Origin of the sequence: Paenibacillus sp. MCAF9 (genome assembly GCF_052114265.1) — a bacterium.
Taxonomy (GTDB): Bacteria; Bacillota; Bacilli; order Paenibacillales; family Paenibacillaceae; genus Pristimantibacillus.
On sequence record NZ_JBFREL010000039.1, the window covers coordinates 1 to 18,539 of the forward strand.

Annotated in this window: 16 protein-coding genes; 4 read left to right on the forward strand and 12 right to left on the reverse strand. The window is 47.1% G+C overall.

Annotated elements, in window-relative coordinates:
• Window positions 1-392 precede the first annotated feature (392 nt).
• Window positions 393-1,154, forward strand: coding sequence for an alpha/beta fold hydrolase (locus AB4Z45_RS29885; RefSeq protein WP_441912974.1), 762 nt, complete (start codon window positions 393-395; stop codon window positions 1,152-1,154).
• A gap of 162 nt (window positions 1,155-1,316) precedes the next feature.
• On the opposite strand, the gene AB4Z45_RS29890 is transcribed toward AB4Z45_RS29885, so the two are convergent.
• From AB4Z45_RS29890 to AB4Z45_RS29925, 8 genes are all read right to left on the reverse strand, one after another.
• Window positions 1,317-1,931, reverse strand: coding sequence for a flavin reductase family protein (locus tag AB4Z45_RS29890; RefSeq protein ID WP_441878419.1), 615 nt, complete (start codon window positions 1,929-1,931; stop codon window positions 1,317-1,319).
• A 38-nt stretch (window positions 1,932-1,969) separates the two neighbouring features.
• The gene (locus AB4Z45_RS29895) at window positions 1,970-2,581 is read right to left on the reverse strand and encodes an alpha/beta hydrolase (RefSeq protein ID WP_441878417.1); all 612 of its coding nucleotides are present in this window, start codon (window positions 2,579-2,581) and stop codon (window positions 1,970-1,972) included.
• The gene (locus tag AB4Z45_RS29900; protein WP_441912976.1) at window positions 2,581-3,528 is read right to left on the reverse strand and encodes a ring-cleaving dioxygenase; all 948 of its coding nucleotides are present in this window, start codon (window positions 3,526-3,528) and stop codon (window positions 2,581-2,583) included. Before AB4Z45_RS29900 ends, AB4Z45_RS29895 begins: the two co-directional genes overlap by 1 nt.
• Before the next feature lie 61 nt (window positions 3,529-3,589).
• Window positions 3,590-3,991, reverse strand: coding sequence for a DoxX family protein (locus AB4Z45_RS29905; RefSeq protein WP_441912978.1), 402 nt, complete (start codon window positions 3,989-3,991; stop codon window positions 3,590-3,592).
• 195 nt (window positions 3,992-4,186) lie between these two features.
• The gene (locus AB4Z45_RS29910; RefSeq protein WP_441912980.1) at window positions 4,187-4,633 is read right to left on the reverse strand and encodes a MarR family winged helix-turn-helix transcriptional regulator; all 447 of its coding nucleotides are present in this window, start codon (window positions 4,631-4,633) and stop codon (window positions 4,187-4,189) included.
• 196 nt (window positions 4,634-4,829) lie between these two features.
• Window positions 4,830-5,813, reverse strand: coding sequence for a LacI family DNA-binding transcriptional regulator (locus AB4Z45_RS29915; protein ID WP_441912982.1), 984 nt, complete (start codon window positions 5,811-5,813; stop codon window positions 4,830-4,832).
• A gap of 78 nt (window positions 5,814-5,891) precedes the next feature.
• Window positions 5,892-9,281, reverse strand: coding sequence for a GH36-type glycosyl hydrolase domain-containing protein (locus AB4Z45_RS29920; protein WP_441912984.1), 3,390 nt, complete (start codon window positions 9,279-9,281; stop codon window positions 5,892-5,894).
• 18 nt (window positions 9,282-9,299) lie between these two features.
• Window positions 9,300-11,456 (reverse strand): glycoside hydrolase family 3 N-terminal domain-containing protein, encoded by a 2,157-nt coding sequence (locus AB4Z45_RS29925; RefSeq protein WP_441912986.1) that lies wholly within the window; start codon window positions 11,454-11,456, stop codon window positions 9,300-9,302.
• A 543-nt stretch (window positions 11,457-11,999) separates the two neighbouring features.
• On the opposite strand from AB4Z45_RS29925, the gene AB4Z45_RS29930 reads away from it, so the two are divergent.
• The 3 genes from AB4Z45_RS29930 to AB4Z45_RS29940 all read left to right on the forward strand — a co-directional run bounded on the left by AB4Z45_RS29930 (window position 12,000) and on the right by AB4Z45_RS29940 (window position 15,101).
• Complete coding sequence (locus tag AB4Z45_RS29930; RefSeq protein WP_441912988.1) at window positions 12,000-13,247, forward strand: sugar ABC transporter substrate-binding protein; 1,248 nt, start codon at window positions 12,000-12,002, stop codon at window positions 13,245-13,247.
• A gap of 97 nt (window positions 13,248-13,344) precedes the next feature.
• Complete coding sequence (locus tag AB4Z45_RS29935; protein WP_076266418.1) at window positions 13,345-14,232, forward strand: carbohydrate ABC transporter permease; 888 nt, start codon at window positions 13,345-13,347, stop codon at window positions 14,230-14,232.
• 20 nt (window positions 14,233-14,252) lie between these two features.
• Entirely contained in the window at window positions 14,253-15,101 is an 849-nt protein-coding gene (locus tag AB4Z45_RS29940) for a carbohydrate ABC transporter permease (protein ID WP_076266419.1), read from the forward strand.
• A gap of 89 nt (window positions 15,102-15,190) precedes the next feature.
• Here the strand turns inward: AB4Z45_RS29940 and AB4Z45_RS29945 are convergent, their stop codons facing one another.
• The 4 genes from AB4Z45_RS29945 to AB4Z45_RS29960 all read right to left on the reverse strand — a co-directional run bounded on the left by AB4Z45_RS29945 (window position 15,191) and on the right by AB4Z45_RS29960 (window position 18,520).
• Window positions 15,191-16,120, reverse strand: coding sequence for an MBL fold metallo-hydrolase (locus AB4Z45_RS29945; protein WP_441913038.1), 930 nt, complete (start codon window positions 16,118-16,120; stop codon window positions 15,191-15,193).
• A 276-nt stretch (window positions 16,121-16,396) separates the two neighbouring features.
• Window positions 16,397-16,648, reverse strand: coding sequence for a GlsB/YeaQ/YmgE family stress response membrane protein (locus AB4Z45_RS29950; RefSeq protein ID WP_076266420.1), 252 nt, complete (start codon window positions 16,646-16,648; stop codon window positions 16,397-16,399).
• Window positions 16,649-16,787: 139 nt separating this feature from the next.
• Window positions 16,788-17,849: a sensor histidine kinase gene (locus AB4Z45_RS29955; RefSeq protein WP_441912990.1), complete on the reverse strand. Its 1,062-nt coding sequence runs from the start codon at window positions 17,847-17,849 to the stop codon at window positions 16,788-16,790.
• The gene (locus tag AB4Z45_RS29960) at window positions 17,846-18,520 is read right to left on the reverse strand and encodes a response regulator transcription factor (RefSeq protein WP_339205592.1); all 675 of its coding nucleotides are present in this window, start codon (window positions 18,518-18,520) and stop codon (window positions 17,846-17,848) included. The genes AB4Z45_RS29955 and AB4Z45_RS29960 overlap by 4 nt, the downstream gene beginning before the upstream one ends.
• Window positions 18,521-18,539: the final 19 nt, after the last annotated feature.

Consider the following 18,539-nt stretch of genomic DNA (forward strand, 5'->3'; position numbering starts at 1 on the left):
ATCTGATGAAGAAAGCAACCATAGACCAAAAGAAAAAAATAGCCGTACAGGAATAGACCACCCTGTACGGCTATTTTTCATATTTTGCAATATTTCTGTTCAAAGCGAGCTATCCCTTCAGTGAGCTTAACGCTTTTGGGACAGCCCCATTTCTCTTTAAACAACCAATTCAGCATAATTAGATATAGAAACTAGTCTTATATCAAAACGCATCCCGCTATTTCAGCTCCCGAGCGTGAATTTCTCAAAAATAGGACTTGAAACTAGTCCTATATCTTCAATGTATCTTGCCAATTCTCCCAAAAAAAGAGATATTCATAGGATAGCTCTTTAAGCCTAACGTTTAAAAAGCTGCCGTGGATTTGAGATGAAATTTAGGAGGCGGTACAATCATGCCCCACATTCCATTCAAGGATTTGGACGTTTTTTATGAAAAAATGGGGAACGGTGAGCCCGTTATTTTTTTGCACAGCGGCTACTCTCGGGGTATCCTAGCCTTCGCCAGCCAATTGCTTGATTTTCAGAGCAAATATACTTGTTATTATCCGGATTTCAGAGGCCATGGACGAACAAAGTGCAGCAGTCTCGAATGGAATACGCCTCAGCTTGTAGAGGACACGATTGGTTTTATGGACGCGCTTGGCATTTCTAGAGCACATTTGATCGGCTACAGCTTGGGGGCGAATGTTGGATTATATGGCGCTGTTCATTATCCCGAAAGAGTTGCTACTTTAACTACCATAGGAACTAGCGGGTTTGCAGATCCAACGGGTGTCGAGCAATTCGAGCCAGAGTGGCTTTTGGAACAGGGGCAGCAAGCGACCATCAATCAAATGATTGAAAGGCATGAAGAAGCTCATCGAGGGAATTGGCAAGAACATATGCGGCAGTCTGCGAACGATTGGCGTCTCTATCCTCAGCTTACGAGCGAGCAGCTAAGCAGCATTCGTTGTCCATCCTTGCTTATTACTGGTGAAAATGATCCCTTTGTAGGTGAAGCGAAGATAAAACAATTGAGTTCCCTGATTAATGGATCTCGATATCTCGTCGTTCAGGGCGGCAGTCACAGGCCTCATATGCTTAGAGAAAATCCGGTTTTGGTTAATGACGCCATACTAGATTTTATTGGCTCATACCCGATTTCCGACATGTGAGATTATCTAATCAAAATTGAAGCTTACGATTAAGCAAAAAAGCTGCCGACATTTATACTCGGCAGCTTTTGCTGTGTTAGCGGGGGAGATTGGTTTGCAAAGCAGCCACGGACGTTTTTCTTGTCCGCAGCTGCAGCTGCATTTTTCTACCGCACATTACGTTTATGTTGGCCGTACAATTGTGAATTGCTCGCCTAGCTTCGCATAATCGTTTCCAGCAAGCCGGCTCACCGGCTTCAATGCCTCGGCGTTAATACGTCCATTCTCGTACAAAGCCTCATCCACATGGAAACGTACAACTCTGCCAATTAATAAATCACAGGCTGGCGAATCCGCTGTACCGCCAAGCGATAACGATTGATCAAGTACACATTCCATACGAATTCTCGCTTCAGCCACACCCGGCACACGCACAAGGTCGCTTGCGATAGCCGATAAGCCTGCAAGCGCAACCTCACTCTCTTCCGAAGGCAAAGCTGCTGCCGTTATATTAATCGCTTCGATATAGCTCTCATCAGAAATATGTACAACAAATTCGCCTTGGGCGATGGCATTTCGGGAGGTATCCTTCTGGATACCTCCCGGCTTGCGCTGTACAGATACCGCAACCATAGGCGGATTAGCGGTAACGATATTGAAGAAACTGAACGGGGCTGCATTCAGTACACCTTCGCTTGAGAGTGTAGTGACAAAAGCAATGGGTCTTGGCACAATGCTGCCAATCAACAGCTTATAATTGTCCTGCACACTTTGACTCGTTGGATCAATCGATAACATGATGGGCTCCCCTTCATAAGCGAAATGCTTGCTTTATATTAACCTTTAAAGGTTTCGTTAAACCAAGCCGCTGCGGCAGCTACCTCTGAACTCGTTAGCTGATGTCCAAATGTTTCCCAATGTACCGTAACCGGAGCCCCCGCTGCTTGCAGCAAACGGTCCAGCTCCTCCGTCTCCTGAGGCGTGCAAAGCGGATCATTCGAGCCCGCACCTATGAAGCAAGGTACGCCAGCTAGGTCAGGCAGATCAACATCCCGAATCGGCACCATCGGGTGATGCAAGATCGCTCCTCGAAGCGTACCTTGATAGTGGAACAATAGGCTGCCTGCGATATTAGCTCCATTGGAATAACCGATCGCCACGATATTATTGCGGTCGAATCCATATTCGACTGCGGCTTGATCTAAAAAATCATTAAGCTCCTGCGTGCGGAATTTAAGGTCCTCTAGATCAAATACGCCTTCAGCAAGACGTCTGAAATAACGCGGCATACCATTCTCGAGCACATTTCCTCTGACACTCAGCACGGACGAAGCAGGCGAAACTAGCTCAGCAAGCGGGAGCAAATCCCGCTCGGTACCACCCGTTCCATGCAAGAGCAGCAGTACTGGTGCAGTTGCATCTGTTCCTTGTTTGAATATATGTTTCATCATTTGTCCTCCTCCAATACTCTTACTTCAAACGGTGACAATAATTGCTCAATTTGCGTACGATGCTCCTCATACCATCCCGGCAGCATCAGCTTTTCACCGAGATGCTCCGGCTCTTCATCACGAGCAAAGCCCGGTGGATCTGTAGCAATCTCGAATAAAATGCCGCCGGCTTCACGGAAATAGATCGCGTTAAAATATTGGCGATCCACGACCTTAGTAGGCTGGAAGCCATGGCTCTCAACGTGGCTTCTCCATAGCGCGTGCTCCGCGTCGTCTTTTGCCCGCCAAGCGATATGGTGAACGGTGCCAGCTCCTCCATGTCCGTGTTCCATATCCTCTACATTGATGTCAATTAAATTGCCCAGATCGCCTGTTGCTTTAAAACGAGCATAACCTTCATCTTCCCCGACTTTCTCCAGTCCCATCACGTTAACAAGGAGCTCCGCGGTTTTAGCCGAAGCCGTCGTGTATAATACGGCACCGCCAAAACCCTTGATCGCTTGCTGCGCCGGAACGCCGCCAAACGACCATTTACTGTCCGCTCCTTGCTCCCTAGCTACGATCTCAAGCTTTAAGCCATCAGGATCTTCGAATTGCAGATACTGCTCTCCAAATCTTGATGTTTGAGCAAAAGCCACATTAAGCTTAGCTAGACGCTCTTTCCAAAAACCAAGTGCACCTGCGGGAACTACATAAGTGGTTATACCCACCTGACCCCCGCCAATTTTGCCTTTGCGTGAATTCTCCCAAGGAAAAAACGTAATAATAGTGCCTGGGCTTCCGATCTCATTTCCAAAATATAAATGATAAACCTCTGGCGCATCAAAGTTAATCGTCTTCTTAATCAACCTTAGACCTAATACGCCTGAATAAAAATCTGCCGTCGTCTGAGCGTTTCTAACAAAAGCGGTTATATGGTGGATACCAGCTGTTTGATTTGTCATGGTAATGACACTCCTTATTTTATAGGAATATGAAAAGTAATGTAACTAACTCCACTTCTGATTAGCCAATTAATGCATCAATGGAATATTCACCAGCGCCTGTTAACGCGATACCTATAGCAATGGCTACGAGAACAAGATTATATTCATAACCGTTTGCGGTTGCCCATATTCCGTTAGGAGCATGCACCTTCACAATGGCACCAAGCATAGTAAGCACGATCAATACCGCAGCAAGAGGGGTAAGCAGACCAGCTACGAATAATAGGCCGCCGATTAGTTCCATCAATCCAGCGGCAACAGCCATAGCAACCCCTGGCTTAATGCCAATCGACTCCATCCAGCCACCTGTTCCCTTTGGACCATAACCGCCAAACCAGCCAAACAGCTTTTGTGCACCATGCCCCACGAACAACAGACCTACAACGACACGAACAACCAATAATCCCAAAGCAATATTCAATGTAAACTCCTCCAATTTGTTTTTAATGTTTAAAATACTGCTTGCATCACAGATCTTCTTTTACCACTATTTAAAGAATCTCTATTTTAAGATATGTGGCATGCATAAATGATCGCTGCTACCTTATAACAGCCATCATTGATATGCAACAATCGCCCACGCGCGTGATTACACCTTTACAGCTAGTTAAACCCGCTACTTGTAGTGCTCCTGAGCAAACTTTCCTAGCTTCTTAAGCAGCTTGCTTGCCAATTGCTTCTCTTCTGTTGTCAGCCCATTTACCGCTTGCTTGATCGCATCTTCGTGAGCAGGAAATACATCCTCTACAAATTGTTTGCCTTCATCGGTTAGTTCTGCATAAATGAGGCGCCTATCCGTAGTCGAAGCTCTCCGGCGTACCATTTGCTTCTTCTCCAGCTTATCAACGACATAAGTAATGTTGCCGCTGCTCATAAGCACTTTCTCACCGATTTGCTGCAATGGCTGCGGTCCGCGGTGGTAGAGCAATTCAAGCACTCCAAACTCCGTGCGGTTCAAGCCGTTTTTACGAATATCACGATCCGCATGGGCATTCACCCATTGGCTCGCTCTAGACAGCGCAATGAAGAGATCTAATGAATCATTTTGTTTTTGATTTGCCATGATGATCACTCCCCTCTGCGCCGTTTTATCTTTAATTGTTTTATCTTGACTTAAAGATAATACATTTTGAAACAGTTGTCAACGCTTATGTCGAATCTTTTTGAATCGACGATAACGACGATAACAGACATGCTTCTCAAAAAATAGAACGGCTTGAGATTTCACCTCAAACCGTTCCGCCGTCGATGGCTTCCATTTAGCTTTCTTTGGCCGGCCTGACCGAATTGCCTTTAATAAGAGAAACATAAATCCGTTCATGCTCTACTTCGTCGCCACTGATCAACTTGATCAGCTGCTCGGCAGCAAGAGCCCCCCATTTGCGCTTGGAATAATCAATTGTAGATAAGCGCGGCTGAGTGTAAGAAGCCAGCTCCATATTATCAAACCCAACGATATGAATATGTTCACCAATCCGAATATCAGGATGATGCGCCGCCAAATAATTGAACATACCGATAGCCATCTCATCGTTGAAGCAAAACACTGCCGCAGCCGTGCCGCTGTTCTCAGCTATAATTGTCGCTGCAGCCTGCTCTCCAGCCGATTTATTAAAATCTCCTTCAATTACAGTCAGCTTAACGCCAGCGGATCGTTCCACCGCTTGCGTAACAGCTTGCAGCCTCTGCCTTGAATCATAAGAGCCGCTAGGGCCAGTCACTACATAAAGAGTCCGATGGCCTTGCTCGATCAAATATTCGGCTGCCAGCCTCGCCCCTGCTTTGTTATCGAGCAGCACTTGATTGATGTTCGAATGCTGCAGTTCACGATCCAGCACGACCAGCTTATGCCCGCGCTCCGCGTAGCTCAGCAGCTCTGTGCTGCCAAACGTCTCGTCCAGTATAATCGCACCATCGATCATTCGCTCGGGCAGCATCCGATGAGATTGCTTACCGCTGCACACGATCAGATCATAGCCCTTTTCCGATAAAATCTCCTTTGTTCCTTGCAAGAGATCGCCGTAGAATGCGCCGCTGAAGTCGGTAAGAAAGACACCGATAATTTTTGTTTCCCTCGTCTTGAGCGACCTTGCAGCAGCGTTCGGGATGTAGTTTAATTCCTTGGCAACAGCCAATATTCTTGCTGTCGTCTCATCCGTCACCTTGGGGCTGCCGTTAAGCGCGTAAGATACCGTCGAGATCGAGACCCCCGCTTGTTTAGCGATATCCTTAATACTAACCACAGCATTCGCTCCTATCTTTCATTGTTCCTTCACTATATCACAAAGACTGGCGGTTCTTGGAGACCGCCAGTCTGCTTCTTACATAAATATTTCGATTCGGTTCGAGTCCGAATGAAGATTAGCTTTCAATTGTTCTTCGGAAATTTGTACTCCACCTACACGATAACGGTTAGCTGAAGGCTTCCCTTCCGCTTCCTTACCGTTAATGATGACCTTCGTTACCTGGCCCGCATCGCTAAGGCGATAAACAAAAGTAATCGGCAGGCCGTTCCACATGAATTCGAATTGCATGCCATCCAGCTTAGCTGGCAAAATCGGATCGATAACCAGATTGCCTTCCGACTGACGGATACCAAGGGCATTCGAAATCAATTGGTTCATATAGATTCCGGGACCGCTCGAATAAATTCTCCAGCCGCCCTTAACAGGCACAGTTCCTTCACGAAGCTCACCGAAACGCTCTTGCGCCTCATAACGGTTGTTGAACTTGCCGTCGGAGCTGCTGAAGTAAGAGTTGCTTTGACGCAGCTCTGCATTAGGAACAACATCACGCAATCCAACCGGATTAATCATGAGTAGACCTTGCCATACTTCATCCGTCTTGCCCAGTTTCGCCATGGCTTCAACATAACGAATATGAGCATGAACATATTGCAGGCCGACTTCCCGGCCGAAATTGGATGCCTGCTCTGCCCGCTTAAAGTTAGTGCTTACGCCGCCTGCATATTGTGCAGGACGGTTCATCAGCCGTACGCCATCCGGGCAATACAGCTGCTCTTTAATAACACGGTAATGCTGAGCTGCTTGCTCTTCCGTAAGCAATTCGCTAATCATACTGCGTGTCATTGGAAGCAAGCGGTATTGAATGCCTGTAGTTGTGTCAGTCGGGTGAAGCATCAGCTTCGCATCGCCCGGCTCCTCCATGTATACAAAGCCAGGAATGACATCCTGTTGCAGCATATACTGGTTAAAGTCCTCTTGAATAGCTGATGCCAGCTCCTTAAGCTCGGCTGCCTGAACAGCATCAACTTCCTCCAGCACGCGGCCAAACTGTGCGATAACCTGATACGTAAGCGCTACTGTCCAGCTGCTGACCATATATTGCTTAAGCTGTGCATTAGCCGGCTGCAGCGTATCATCCCAATCTCCGTCGCCATAGGAAGACAAATGCGTGTCGTGCAGGAAGTGGCTCTTCATATAGGCAATTTCCTTCATCGCGTGGTCAAGCAGCGTCGAAGATTCTGTCGTGAATTCGCCTTTATGACGGACCGTATAAGGAACACGCTCCTGCAAAATGCTATAGTCCTTTGTTGCTGCCAAGTAGTCGCCAAGCACCTTCAGCGGCCAAACAATAATATCGCCATGGCTTTCTTCTTGCTGAATGTGGAAATACTTATCGAACATGAACCATTGCGGCCAATTGCCGTCATCCTCGTATTGATGGGAATAAACGGTCTTCAAGATTTCAGCTACTTGCTCGTATTTGTTCATTGCCATGAAATACTCAGTCGGTCCTTGGCAAACGTCGCGCGTTCCCCATGCTGCACCGCCGTATTGCTCCAAGCCATGTGGCACAGAGTAGTGAACGAGCATATTGTGCGTGTACCACCATGCCAATGCATTCACTTTATCCAGCTCAGCTGAAGCTGCTTCAGCACCGTCAGCGGATAAGCGGAAGCCATTCATCACATGACGGAAAAACTCACGGTAGCGCTCGATTTCAAGCTCTGCCTTCCGCTCTGACTGCGGCAATGCCTCGCCATGCAAGAGACCTTGCATTGTAACTGTCCATTCCGCACTTTGGCCAAGCTGCATCACCACAAGTGATGCTGAGCCTGATGCCGTACCGCTAACAATCAAGCTTTCATCTCCTGCAGTCATGTCTGCCCCGCTCACGAACATCCGATATTGCAGATTAGGGAAAATCGGAGCGCTTATGGATGCTTGGTCAGCCTTGAAAGTAAATACGCCGTCCTCCAGCTCCATATGGAACGGAAGCTCGTATTCATTGTTATTCATGGATACTTGATTCGTAACTAAATAGCGGTAAGCCTGTCCATTTACCGAACGAAGGTGAAGGCGGACCTCAGGCGAATCAACCGTTGTATAATTTGTAATAATGATTGTGTCATCTGCTGTTTTATAGAACCAACGAGCATAGTTGAAGCCGATCTCAAACATCGAAGGCATAGTAAGAAGGCGGTATGAACCTTCCAACTCGACATAAATACGTTGTCCAGATGTCTTCAAATTATTGAGCGCATTGCGGGCATTCGTAAACAGCTTGTGGAAGCTCGTATTGCCTACTAGCAATTGTGAGTTGAAAATACCGTACATATAGGAAGTTGTCGTCATAACATCCTCTGTCATGCGGTCATTGCCGCCAGACATAAGAATATGACCGTGCGGACGCTCAACTAGCAGCTCCTTCTCCTTAAGCACAACATGCTCATGGCTCTCTGTAAAGAAAGACAGCAGCTTGCCGTCTTGCCATTCCTCCTGATGACGGTTAGGGAAATAAGCGTTAACTTCCTCCATCGTCATTGATGCCGTGCGTACTGGCGTTCCAATCGCATTTGCAACCTCAGACTTAGCTACAGGTGTTGCCGCCGCAGCGAAGTCGGTCTCATTCGAACGCTCAACTTCTTCCCAAGCCTTCTGAACTTCTGCGCTGAATTCTATTTCACTCACAGCTGATGGATGATCGGCCTTGAACATGCCGTAAAATACAAAACGAGCTTTATCCTTCAACAAGACAGGCTCAGCTTGAAGCGCCGCATAAGTGAATTCATATTGGTAAACCTCATTCGCTAGTTCAGCCTTGCCAAGCGCTTCCGGTACGTCCGTTTCTTTGTAGCTAAGGCCAAAGAATTGGAATCCGTCCGTTGAGTAGCTGGCTGCTCCTGTTAGCGCACCATGCTGCATGTAAGGAAATGATCCTTGCATCGGCTGATTCTGGCGGAAGCAAAGAACATAACCCAGCTTCTCATCTTTAAAAGCCTTATGGTCAACGTACTGCGACATGTATGCTTCGTTCGACCGCACTGCGCCAATATCCGCGAGTCCAATGTCTTGTCCGTAAATGATGTCGATCTTCGCTTCTTTTCCTAGCGAATGAGCGGTCACATCCCAGAACCAGATGCCATGGTTCGTTAATGTGAAGACTACGCGATAGGCGATGCCGTCAAATGCAGTCCCCTCCCATAGCAGACGACCATCCACCGCTGACATGCGGCTTGATGAATGAATCCCAAGCAAAGGCTCATAAGAAATCCCTTCTTCGGTATGCATGCGCAAGTAAAGATTGTTAAGCGAGCCATCTACATTGTTCGACACCACTTGATTCAGCATCGTTCCTTTATGGACAGCTTGCGCAAGGTCTCCGCTGCTTAAAAAATCAAACGTCAGCTCTCCTGCTTTTATTTGCAATTTATTCATCGCGTTCAACGCATTCACTATAGCTTCCATTTTCTTCTCACTGCCTTCCTATTTGCTTAGTTTGAATTTAAGCGTTTCTACATCGCGGCTGTTTGGCCCAATGTACAGTTCAAAGTCACCAGGGTCGCTTGTGAAGGTCAGATCAGCATGATAATAACGCAGCTGTTTTTCCTCCAGCGTAAACGAGACCTCTTTGCTTTCTCCAGGCTGCAGCATCACCTTGCGGAATGCCTTTAACTCTTGCAGAGGACGAACAACATCCCCCGCCATATCGCGTACATACAGCTGTACGGTTTCCTCGCCAGCGCGAGCCCCAGTGTTCGTTACTGTGATGTTTACATGCAATGGTTTAGAAGCACTCATCGAATCTATCGCCATCTTCGCTCCGCTGTAGGTAAAGGTTGTATAACCAAGCCCATAACCAAACGGCAACAGCGGCTCATTCGGAACATCCAAGTATTGAGATACGTATTTCACCTGCGCATCAGGTGCGCCCTGCGGCCTTCCCGTATTGAACCGGTTATAATAAACCGGTACTTGGCCTACGGAATGAGGGAACGACATCGATAGTCTTCCAGTCGGTTCCGACTCGCCGAACAATAATTCCGCAATGGCAGCGCCGCCTTCCGTACCTGGGAACCACGCCTCTAATACGGCATCCGATTGATCAATTACACCGTGCAGATCAAGCGGTCGTCCGTTGAATAGGACAGTCACCATCGGCTTGCCCAGCTGTTTCAGCTTAGCGATTAGCTCAAGCTGTACCTGCGGCAATCTAATATTCGACCGGCTAGCCGCTTCTCCGCTCATATCCGAATGCTCACCTAAAGCAAGCACCACGATATCTGCATCTTCAGCTGCAGCATATGCCGCTTGCCACTGCTCATCCGTTGCGTCTTCAATACCGCAGCCTTCTGTCACAGACAACAATGATGCATCTACTTTGCTTGCGATGCCTGCTGCCAGTTGTACCGCCTCTTCCTTGGAGCCAAGCCAAGACCAAGGTCCAAGAATATCGCCGCTAGCCGCGAAAGGACCAATCAACGCAATTTTCTGCTCGCGATCAAGCGGAAGAACCCCATCATTTTTTACGAGGACACAGGATTTAAGAGCCAGCTCACGCGCAGCCTTGCGATGTGCTGCTGAGCCTACAATTTCCTGCTCACGCTCTTCATTCGCACCACGATACGGTTGATCGAACAATCCCAGCTTCTGCTTCAGCTCCAGAATGCGAAGTACAGCTTCGTCGATCAAAGCAACATCGATTTCATTCTCCTCAACAAGCCGCTGCAAATGATCCGTGTAACAGGTCGTCATCATTTCAATATCAACGCCGGCTTTGATCGCCTTCATTGCCGCTTCCGACTCATCCGCTGCAACACCGTGCGGAATCAGCTCTTTTACTGCGCCCCAATCGGAGATCAGCACACCGTCAAACGCCCATTCGCCGCGAAGAAGATCACGCATCAGCCACTTGTTACCTGAAGCTGGAATGCCATCCACTGTATTGAATGCCGTCATGACCATTTCGCAGCCTTCATCCAGCGCCGCTTTATAAGCAGGCAAATAAAACTCGCGAAGCTGACGCTCAGACAGATCAACCGTGTTATAGTCGCGTCCGCCTTCTGCAGCTCCATATGCGGCAAAGTGTTTTACGCATGCTGCCACGCGGTTAATATCATTTGCAAGGTCTTTTCCTTGGAAACCTCTTACGAAGGCTCTGGCGAATTCACTGTTCAAATACGGATCCTCGCCTGTCGATTCCATGACTCGGCCCCATCTTGGGTCCCTTACGAGATCGACCATCGGAGCGAACGTAACGTGTACGCCTGCCGCAGCAGCTTCCTTAGCAGCGATCTCGGCACTTTGTTCCGCCAGCTCCATATCCCATGAGCAGCCGATTGCCAGCGGTACAGGAAAGATCGTTTTGTAGCCATGGACGATATCCGCCATCACTAGAAGCGGAATGCCTAAGCGGTTGTTCGCCAAATGCTGCTTCTGTATGTTAATGACTTCCCTCGCTCCTGTTAAGCCAAGCACGGAGCCTGTACCCCGAACCGTTTCTTCCGTTACGCCCATTTCAGCCATCGGTCCGGTAATTTGTCCATCCGCGCCTTCAAAGAATGGCGTCGCCAGCTGCAGCAGCTGCCCGATCTTCTCCTCAAGCGTCATGAGCTTTAGAAGAGCCGCAGGTTGCTTTTCCATATCCGTGTTCCTCCTCGTAATAGCCAATCAAATTTATCGTTCTTATCGTTAATGTTTACAGGTCCTTCTGTCTTTACCACGCTTATGTCTTATGGCCAATATTTTTAACAATCGAAACGTTTCTATTGATTCCTAATTTGGATTATAAACAATTCAAAAAGAGTCGTCAATTGCTGTTTCATCTTTAATAGAAACGTTTATATTACTAATATGAGACTATTTTCCTGAAATAAAAAAACGCTTGAACCCGTTAAAACTTTGATCTATAATGATGTCGAAACGTTTCGAATCAATAAGCAGGTCAGGTTCTAAAGTTGTAAACGGTAATATATTTTGTTTATAGAAACGTTTCACCACATTCAACAGTATTTCAATACAATTGTGGCGAACGTTTTTGCTGCGGCAGGAAATGAAACATTTACCTGCTCCTCAACACTCAGCTTAGGCTTATATATATGGTACACAACAGCCGCCTGCGTGCATAACTTGCACGGATTCACAGCATAGTACAGATAACAATCATTCACACGGGAGGAATAATTAATGTTTAAGAAATCAGTAGCAACTGCACTAGCCAGCTCTATGCTGCTTATCGGCGCTCTCACTGCTTGCGGAGGCAACAATAGCAATGAAGGAGCAGCAAACGATAAAGTAACCATCAACGTATGGGGCATGGGTGAAGAAGCCAAATCCTTGCCGAAGATTGCAGAGCAATTCATGGTTGAGAACCCTAACATTAAGGTCAATGTACAAGCACTTCCTTGGGATACGGCACATGACAAGCTATTGACGGCTGTCGCTTCCAAAAAAGGTCCAGACGTCCTTCAAATGGGAACAACTTGGATTCCTGAATTCGCATCCGCTAAAGCGCTTATGGATATCACTCCTTACGTAACTGAATATCCTGAACTTGCTGAAGCGAACTTCTACCCAGGATCGGTATCAACGACTAAATATGATGGTGCAACTGTAGGCGTGCCTTGGTACATCGACACTCGCGTGCTTTACTACCGTACAGATCTACTGAAAGAAGTAGGCTACGACAAAGCTCCGCAAACATGGGATGAGCTTAAAGATGCTGCAACAAAGCTTAAAGCTCGCGGCAAAAACAAATACGGCATCAGCCTTGATGTCAAAGAACAATCGCTTCTATTCATGTTCGCACGTCAAAACGGCTCGAAACTTATCGAGAACAACAAACCACAATTCAACCAACCAGAATTTGTTGAAGCCGTTGAATATTTGGACAGCTTCTTCAAAGACGGCTCTGCACCGATTGATCTAGGCATGGATATTATCCCTGCATTTAAGGGCGAAGGTATCTCGCCAATGTTCATCAGCGGACCTTGGATGATTAAACTAATCAATGACCAAGCGCCTGAGCTTGCAGGCAAATGGGCAACAGCTGTACTTCCTAAGAAAAAGAACAACCTTTCTTCTCTAGGCGGCTCTAACTTGTCTATTTTTCAACATACAACGCACAAAGAAGAAGCCTTGAAATTCCTAGCTTACATGAGCAAGCCTGAGACACAGCTGAAATGGCTGGAACTGACAAACTCGCTTCCTTCCACGAAAAAAGCATGGGAGAACGAAGCTTTGACTACAGATCCTAATGTAAAAGTTATCGGTGAGCAGTTGAACAGCTCGGAGCCTATGCCGCTTATCAAGCCATGGGAAGAAATTGCTCAAAACGTTCTCTCGACGTTCGAGAGAATTTACCGCGGCAACGCTGACATTAAGAAAGAACTTGACAGCTTCAACGCCAAAGCTGAACAAATCTTGAATAAATAATGATCGCCATCGCCGGCAGCGGTTCTGGAACAGAGCCGCTGCCGGTTCCATTAGAAATGGATAAAGCCAGGCGCTCATAGCAAAGGAAGGGTCGTTTATGAAAGGCATCTCTCAGAGTAAGGCACCGTATTTCTTTATCGCTCCAACGCTTATTTTGCTTACCTTATTTTCGTTATTGCCGATCCTTGTAGCCTTAATAATAAGCTTTACGGACATGGACTTGGCAGGCCTTGCTGACTGGTCCAATATTTCATTCGTCGGATTCAAAAACTATGTAGACGTGCTGGCTGATCCAATTTTCGTAAAAGCCATACTTAATACGTTGTTCTACGTAATCATCGGTGTTCCACTTGTTATCTTATGTTCACTTGCTATTGCGATCATGATTAATTTCGGCGCAAACCGTGCATTTAAAGCTTTCCGCGTCGTCTACTATATGCCATCGGTTACAAACGTTGTTGCCGTTGCTGTTGTATGGGGTTTCCTTTACAATCCGGCTTTCGGTCTGCTCAACTATATTCTTGATTCGATTAATCTGCCTACGGTTCCATGGCTTCAAGATCCAGTCATGGCTAAAATATCGCTTATTCTGATGGCGGTATGGAGAGGGATCGGCCTCAATATGATCATCTTCATTGCCGCGCTTCAAGGTATTCCGAAGTCTTATTACGAGGCGGCTCAGCTCGACGGTGCCAGCACATGGAAACAATTGACTTACATCACGATTCCAATGCTGCGCTTCGCGATCTTCTTCGTATCGATCACTACCATGATCGGTTGGCTGCAATTTTTCGAAGAGCCATTCATTATGACCGACGGTGGTCCACTCGACAGCACAACATCTGTGGCCCTGTTTATTTATCGGAACGGCTTCCAGCTTAGCAACTTCGGATACGCAGCAGCAGGATCATTTGTCCTGTTCATCGCAATCATTATTATTACGCTCGTACAATTCAGATTTCAAAATAAAGAAACGGATTTATAATCCAAACGGAGGTGTAATGGATGAGTTCGCAAGCAAAAGCGTCAAGCGCCTCAAAAGGCGAAAAAGCGCTCAAGTGGATACTAGGCATATGCCTCGCGGTCGGCGGGGTATTGGTCATCCTTCCTTTCGTATGGATGATCCTTTCTTCCTTTAAACCAGAGAGCGAGATACAGAATATCCCGCCTACCTTACTGCCTGAACGCTTCACGACGGAAAATTTCAAGAACTTGTTTGAGAATATGAACTTTGGCGTTTATTTGAAAAATACGCTCATTATCGTTTTCTTCTCCTTTATTGGCTTATTCCTGAATGCGATGGCTGGTTTCGGCTTCGCGAAGTACAAATTCAAAGGCAGTAATAACTTGTTCTATATCGTACTTGCTACGATGATGATTCCTGGTCAAGTGACGATGATTCCGGTTTATCTGATCCTAAATGAAATGCATCTGACGAATACGATGATCGGTATCGTTCTGCCCGGACTTGTCGGCGCCTTCGGTATATTCCTGTTCCGTCAGTTCATGGCTACCATTCCGGATGAGCTGCTGGAAGCAACCCGTCTTGACGGTGCAAGTGAATTCCGGACGTTCATGCAAATCGTGCTTCCTATTTCAAAGCCGATACTTGCGGTACAAGGCATATTAGCCTTTATTGGCGGATGGAACAGCTTCCTTTGGCCGCTTATTATTGCGAACGATGAGAAGCTTTACACTCTATCCGTTGGTCTGTCATTGCTCAAAGGACAATACGGCGGCAACTATGCGCTTCAGATGGCTGGATCAACATTTATGGTTGTACCTATCATCATCATCTTTATCTTCTTCCAGAAGCATATTATCGAGAACTACGCGATCTCAGGCATCAAATAATAACAGCAGGGGCTGTCTCTAAAGGTGTATAGACCTTTGAAGACAGCCCCTGCTATGTTTTATAAGCTTTTCAGCTATAAATATATAAGCTAACGCCACCACGCAGAGGACGGATACTCAGCCGCTTGAAGAAATACGGTCTCTCCTATTTTCGGAGTTGAAATACGTGTTTTCATCTCTTTAGCTGCCTTTACCGCTCGCTCCACAGGGTCGGTCCAATCATGCATGGCAAGTGTGAATGCACCCCAGTGTATAGGAATCATAATCTTTCCGCGTACGTCTAAGTGAGCCTGTACCGTTTCCTCCGGCATCATATGGATAGCTGCCCAGCGCTCATCATACTGTCCACATTCCATTAATGTGAGATCAAAGGGTCCGTATTTGTCGCCAATTTCTTTAAAGTGAGGACCATAGCCGCTATCTCCGCTGAAGAAGATGCGTGCCTCCCGGCCATGTATTACCCAAGAGCACCAAAGCGTTGCATCGCGATCCGTCAGACTTCTACCCGAGAAATGTCTTGCTGGCGTACAAGCGAGCTGAATCCCCTCATATGAAAACTCATCCCACCAATCATGCTCCTCTATAAGGGATGGATCTACTCCCCATCTTACCAAATGAGGCGCAACACCAAGCGGAACAATAAAGCGTCTCACCTTATCCTTAAGCTTTACAATCGAGCCATAGTCCAAATGATCGTAATGATCATGTGAAATGAGTACTGCATCGATCATCGGAAGCTGCTCCATCTCAAACGGCAGCTTATCGCTGAATCTTTTACCGCCTATAAACGGAAACGGGGACGGCGCTTTGCCGAACATCGGATCAAGCAGCAGTGTTTTCCCATCAATTGCAAGCAAAGCTGCAGAATGGCCAAACCATGTCAGCTTAGGCTGATGCTGCCCGTCACCATATCCTTCACTCATCGACTCAATGACTAGCACTTTGCTTGGCCTAGCCATCTTATTGCCTTTCATAAATTGAGCGAGCAGCTTCAGCTTCTCGCTTGTTGTCGTATCCATGGCTGTAGGAATCGCATTTATAAATTTTTTACGGCCATATTGGTTCGAACGGCTTAACTGCTGCCGCCGCTCCTTTGATTGTGCTGCCCCAAAAGCAGGGTAATACTGGAGGACCAAATACACAACAACTATGACTACCGCAATGATACTAACGAATATGAGCATGCCTTTTAACCTCTCCCCTTGCCGTATCATTATCTACACGCAGAAAAACCGCTATTGAAGTATACGTTACTACTTCAACAACGGTTTTATCAAGTTTACGTAAAGATTAGACTACGCGCGTCGTGTTCCTCGCAAGATTGCACTTAACAGCAGCACGACTACAACAGCTCCAATGATAGCCGGGATGAGAGCAAATCCACCCATCGTCGGTCCCCACGAGCCAAGAATTAGCGTACCTAACCAAGCTCCGATGAAGCCAGCTACGATGTTGCCGATAATTCCTCCCGGTACGTCGCGCCCAACAAGCAAACCACCTAACCAACCAATTACTCCGCCAACGATTAATGTCCATAATAGACCCATATTTTTTTGCCCCTCTCTGTCATTCAATATAGTTATGATTAACCTCATATGGCTATTTTGAAACAAAACAGTCGAGTGTAATATATGGAAGATCAGGACTCGTTGTCATTTCAAGGCACTTTCTATGAATAGCTGGCTGCTAAGTAATCGGCAGCGTCACCTCAAAAGAAGAACCCTCATTCAACCTGCTGTCCACACGAATATTGCCGTGGTGCAGCTCAACGATTTTATGGACGATCGACAAGCCTAATCCGCTGCCGTCAGCCGTTCTCGTCCGCTGCTTGTCACCCTTATAGAAACGTTCAAAGATGCGGAGCTGATCCTCCGAAGAAATGCCAATTCCCGTGTCTGTAATCTTTACTTTGACCTCATCGCCTATGCGCTGGAGCACAATCTTAATGCTCCCTTTGGCAGGTGTAAATTTAATCGCATTATGAAAGAGGTTTACCCAAACCTGACTAAGCATCTCTTCGCTCGCCGCAATTTCTACTTCCTCCAGCTCCAGTTCAAGCTCAAGTGCTTTGTCCAGCCACTGAGGCTCACTAGCGAGCACAATGTTCTCAAGCTGCGCATCGAGCCTGTATCGCTTCGTGTCCAGCTGCTGCTGCTCGGATTCGAGCGTTGTCAGCTTAAGCAGATTGTCGCTTATTTTGGACAACCGTGTCGTTTCCTGCTCAATAATCGATAAGTAATGTCGCTGCTCCTCAGGGCTAAGGTCCTCGCGCTGCAGCGTGCTCGCAAATCCGCGTATCGAGGTCAGAGGCGATTGAATTTCATGCGATACGTTAGAAATAAATTCCTGGCGAAGCAGCTCTACCTGCTTCAGGTCATGGGCCATATCGTTGATGGACTGAATAACGTCCCCGAATTGGCCATGAAATTTCTTGTCGCGATCCAAGGCCACGTTGAAATCTCCCTTTGCCATTCGTTTTAGCGCATCGATCATTTCAACCCAAACTTCCCTCTGCTTCGGTCGTATCACCAAATTAACGATAGCGAAAAGCACAATGATAAATAAAATGCCTAGTCCCCAGTTTACCAGCTGCACTATATATTCAGGAAAGCGGACCTCATGCCTCGTGTAAAACCACTTCGTCAACCAATAGGCCAGCGAGAAGGCACTTCCGCTCAGTAGGAATACCATCGCCGTAGCTCCTACAACGCGCAGTGAAACTTCCCATTTTGACATTTTACGATTCATTGAAGTACCTCCAGCCGATAACCGAGTCCACGAATCGTACTGATCTTAATCGATACCTCCCAAGCGACAAAACGCTCACGCAGCCGGTTGATGTGCACATCCAGCGTTCGTTCGTTGCCGTCAAAATCATAGCCCCAAATCGCTTCGATCAGTTGGTTGCGCGTCAATGTACGGCCTAGATGGCTAACGAGCTTGAACAGCAGCTCAAATTCCTTCGGAGGAAGCGTCGTATAATCCGAATGAATCTTCACTTCATAAGTCTGCCGATCGAGCATGATCTCCGCTACGGAAACCTGCTGCGACACTGCGATTCGGTAACGCTTCAATAGCGCTTTAACTCTGACAGTCAGCTCGGCGGGATCAAACGGCTTTACTAAATAATCGTCTGTTCCGAGGTGGAACCCTCGCACCTTATCGCCCATTTCTCCTTTGGCCGTCAGCATGAGCAGCGGAATATCGTACTGCTCCCGCAGCTCACGGCACAGCTCCCAGCCGTCCATATTCGGCATCATAATATCCAATATGACCATATCTGCCGGAGAGGCTTCCATTTGAGCAAGCGCCGATTGCCCATCCGGAGCCTCCTGCACGCTTAAAGCCTCTTTCTCCAAAATAACCCGAACCAGCTCACGAATATGCGGATCATCGTCTACAATCAGCACATAGCCCATTTCTCCACCCTCTTCTCTG

Excerpts from the sequence above, each read along its gene's own strand:
- AB4Z45_RS29885 (WP_441912974.1), top strand. The coding sequence starts at position 393 with ATGCCCCACATTCCATTCAAGGATTTGGACGTTTTTTATGAAAAAATG.
- AB4Z45_RS29890 (WP_441878419.1), bottom strand. The coding sequence starts at position 1,931 with ATGTTATCGATTGATCCAACGAGTCAAAGTGTGCAGGACAATTATAAG.
- AB4Z45_RS29895 (WP_441878417.1), bottom strand. The coding sequence starts at position 2,581 with ATGAAACATATATTCAAACAAGGAACAGATGCAACTGCACCAGTACTG.
- AB4Z45_RS29900 (WP_441912976.1), bottom strand. The coding sequence starts at position 3,528 with ATGACAAATCAAACAGCTGGTATCCACCATATAACCGCTTTTGTTAGA.
- AB4Z45_RS29910 (WP_441912980.1), bottom strand. The coding sequence starts at position 4,633 with ATGGCAAATCAAAAACAAAATGATTCATTAGATCTCTTCATTGCGCTG.
- AB4Z45_RS29920 (WP_441912984.1), bottom strand. The coding sequence starts at position 9,281 with ATGGAAGCTATAGTGAATGCGTTGAACGCGATGAATAAATTGCAAATA.
- AB4Z45_RS29925 (WP_441912986.1), bottom strand. The coding sequence starts at position 11,456 with ATGGAAAAGCAACCTGCGGCTCTTCTAAAGCTCATGACGCTTGAGGAG.
- AB4Z45_RS29930 (WP_441912988.1), top strand. The coding sequence starts at position 12,000 with ATGTTTAAGAAATCAGTAGCAACTGCACTAGCCAGCTCTATGCTGCTT.
- AB4Z45_RS29935 (WP_076266418.1), top strand. The coding sequence starts at position 13,345 with ATGAAAGGCATCTCTCAGAGTAAGGCACCGTATTTCTTTATCGCTCCA.
- AB4Z45_RS29940 (WP_076266419.1), top strand. The coding sequence starts at position 14,253 with ATGAGTTCGCAAGCAAAAGCGTCAAGCGCCTCAAAAGGCGAAAAAGCG.
- AB4Z45_RS29945 (WP_441913038.1), bottom strand. The coding sequence starts at position 16,120 with ATGGATACGACAACAAGCGAGAAGCTGAAGCTGCTCGCTCAATTTATG.
- AB4Z45_RS29950 (WP_076266420.1), bottom strand. The coding sequence starts at position 16,648 with ATGGGTCTATTATGGACATTAATCGTTGGCGGAGTAATTGGTTGGTTA.
- AB4Z45_RS29955 (WP_441912990.1), bottom strand. The coding sequence starts at position 17,849 with ATGAATCGTAAAATGTCAAAATGGGAAGTTTCACTGCGCGTTGTAGGA.
- AB4Z45_RS29960 (WP_339205592.1), bottom strand. The coding sequence starts at position 18,520 with ATGGGCTATGTGCTGATTGTAGACGATGATCCGCATATTCGTGAGCTG.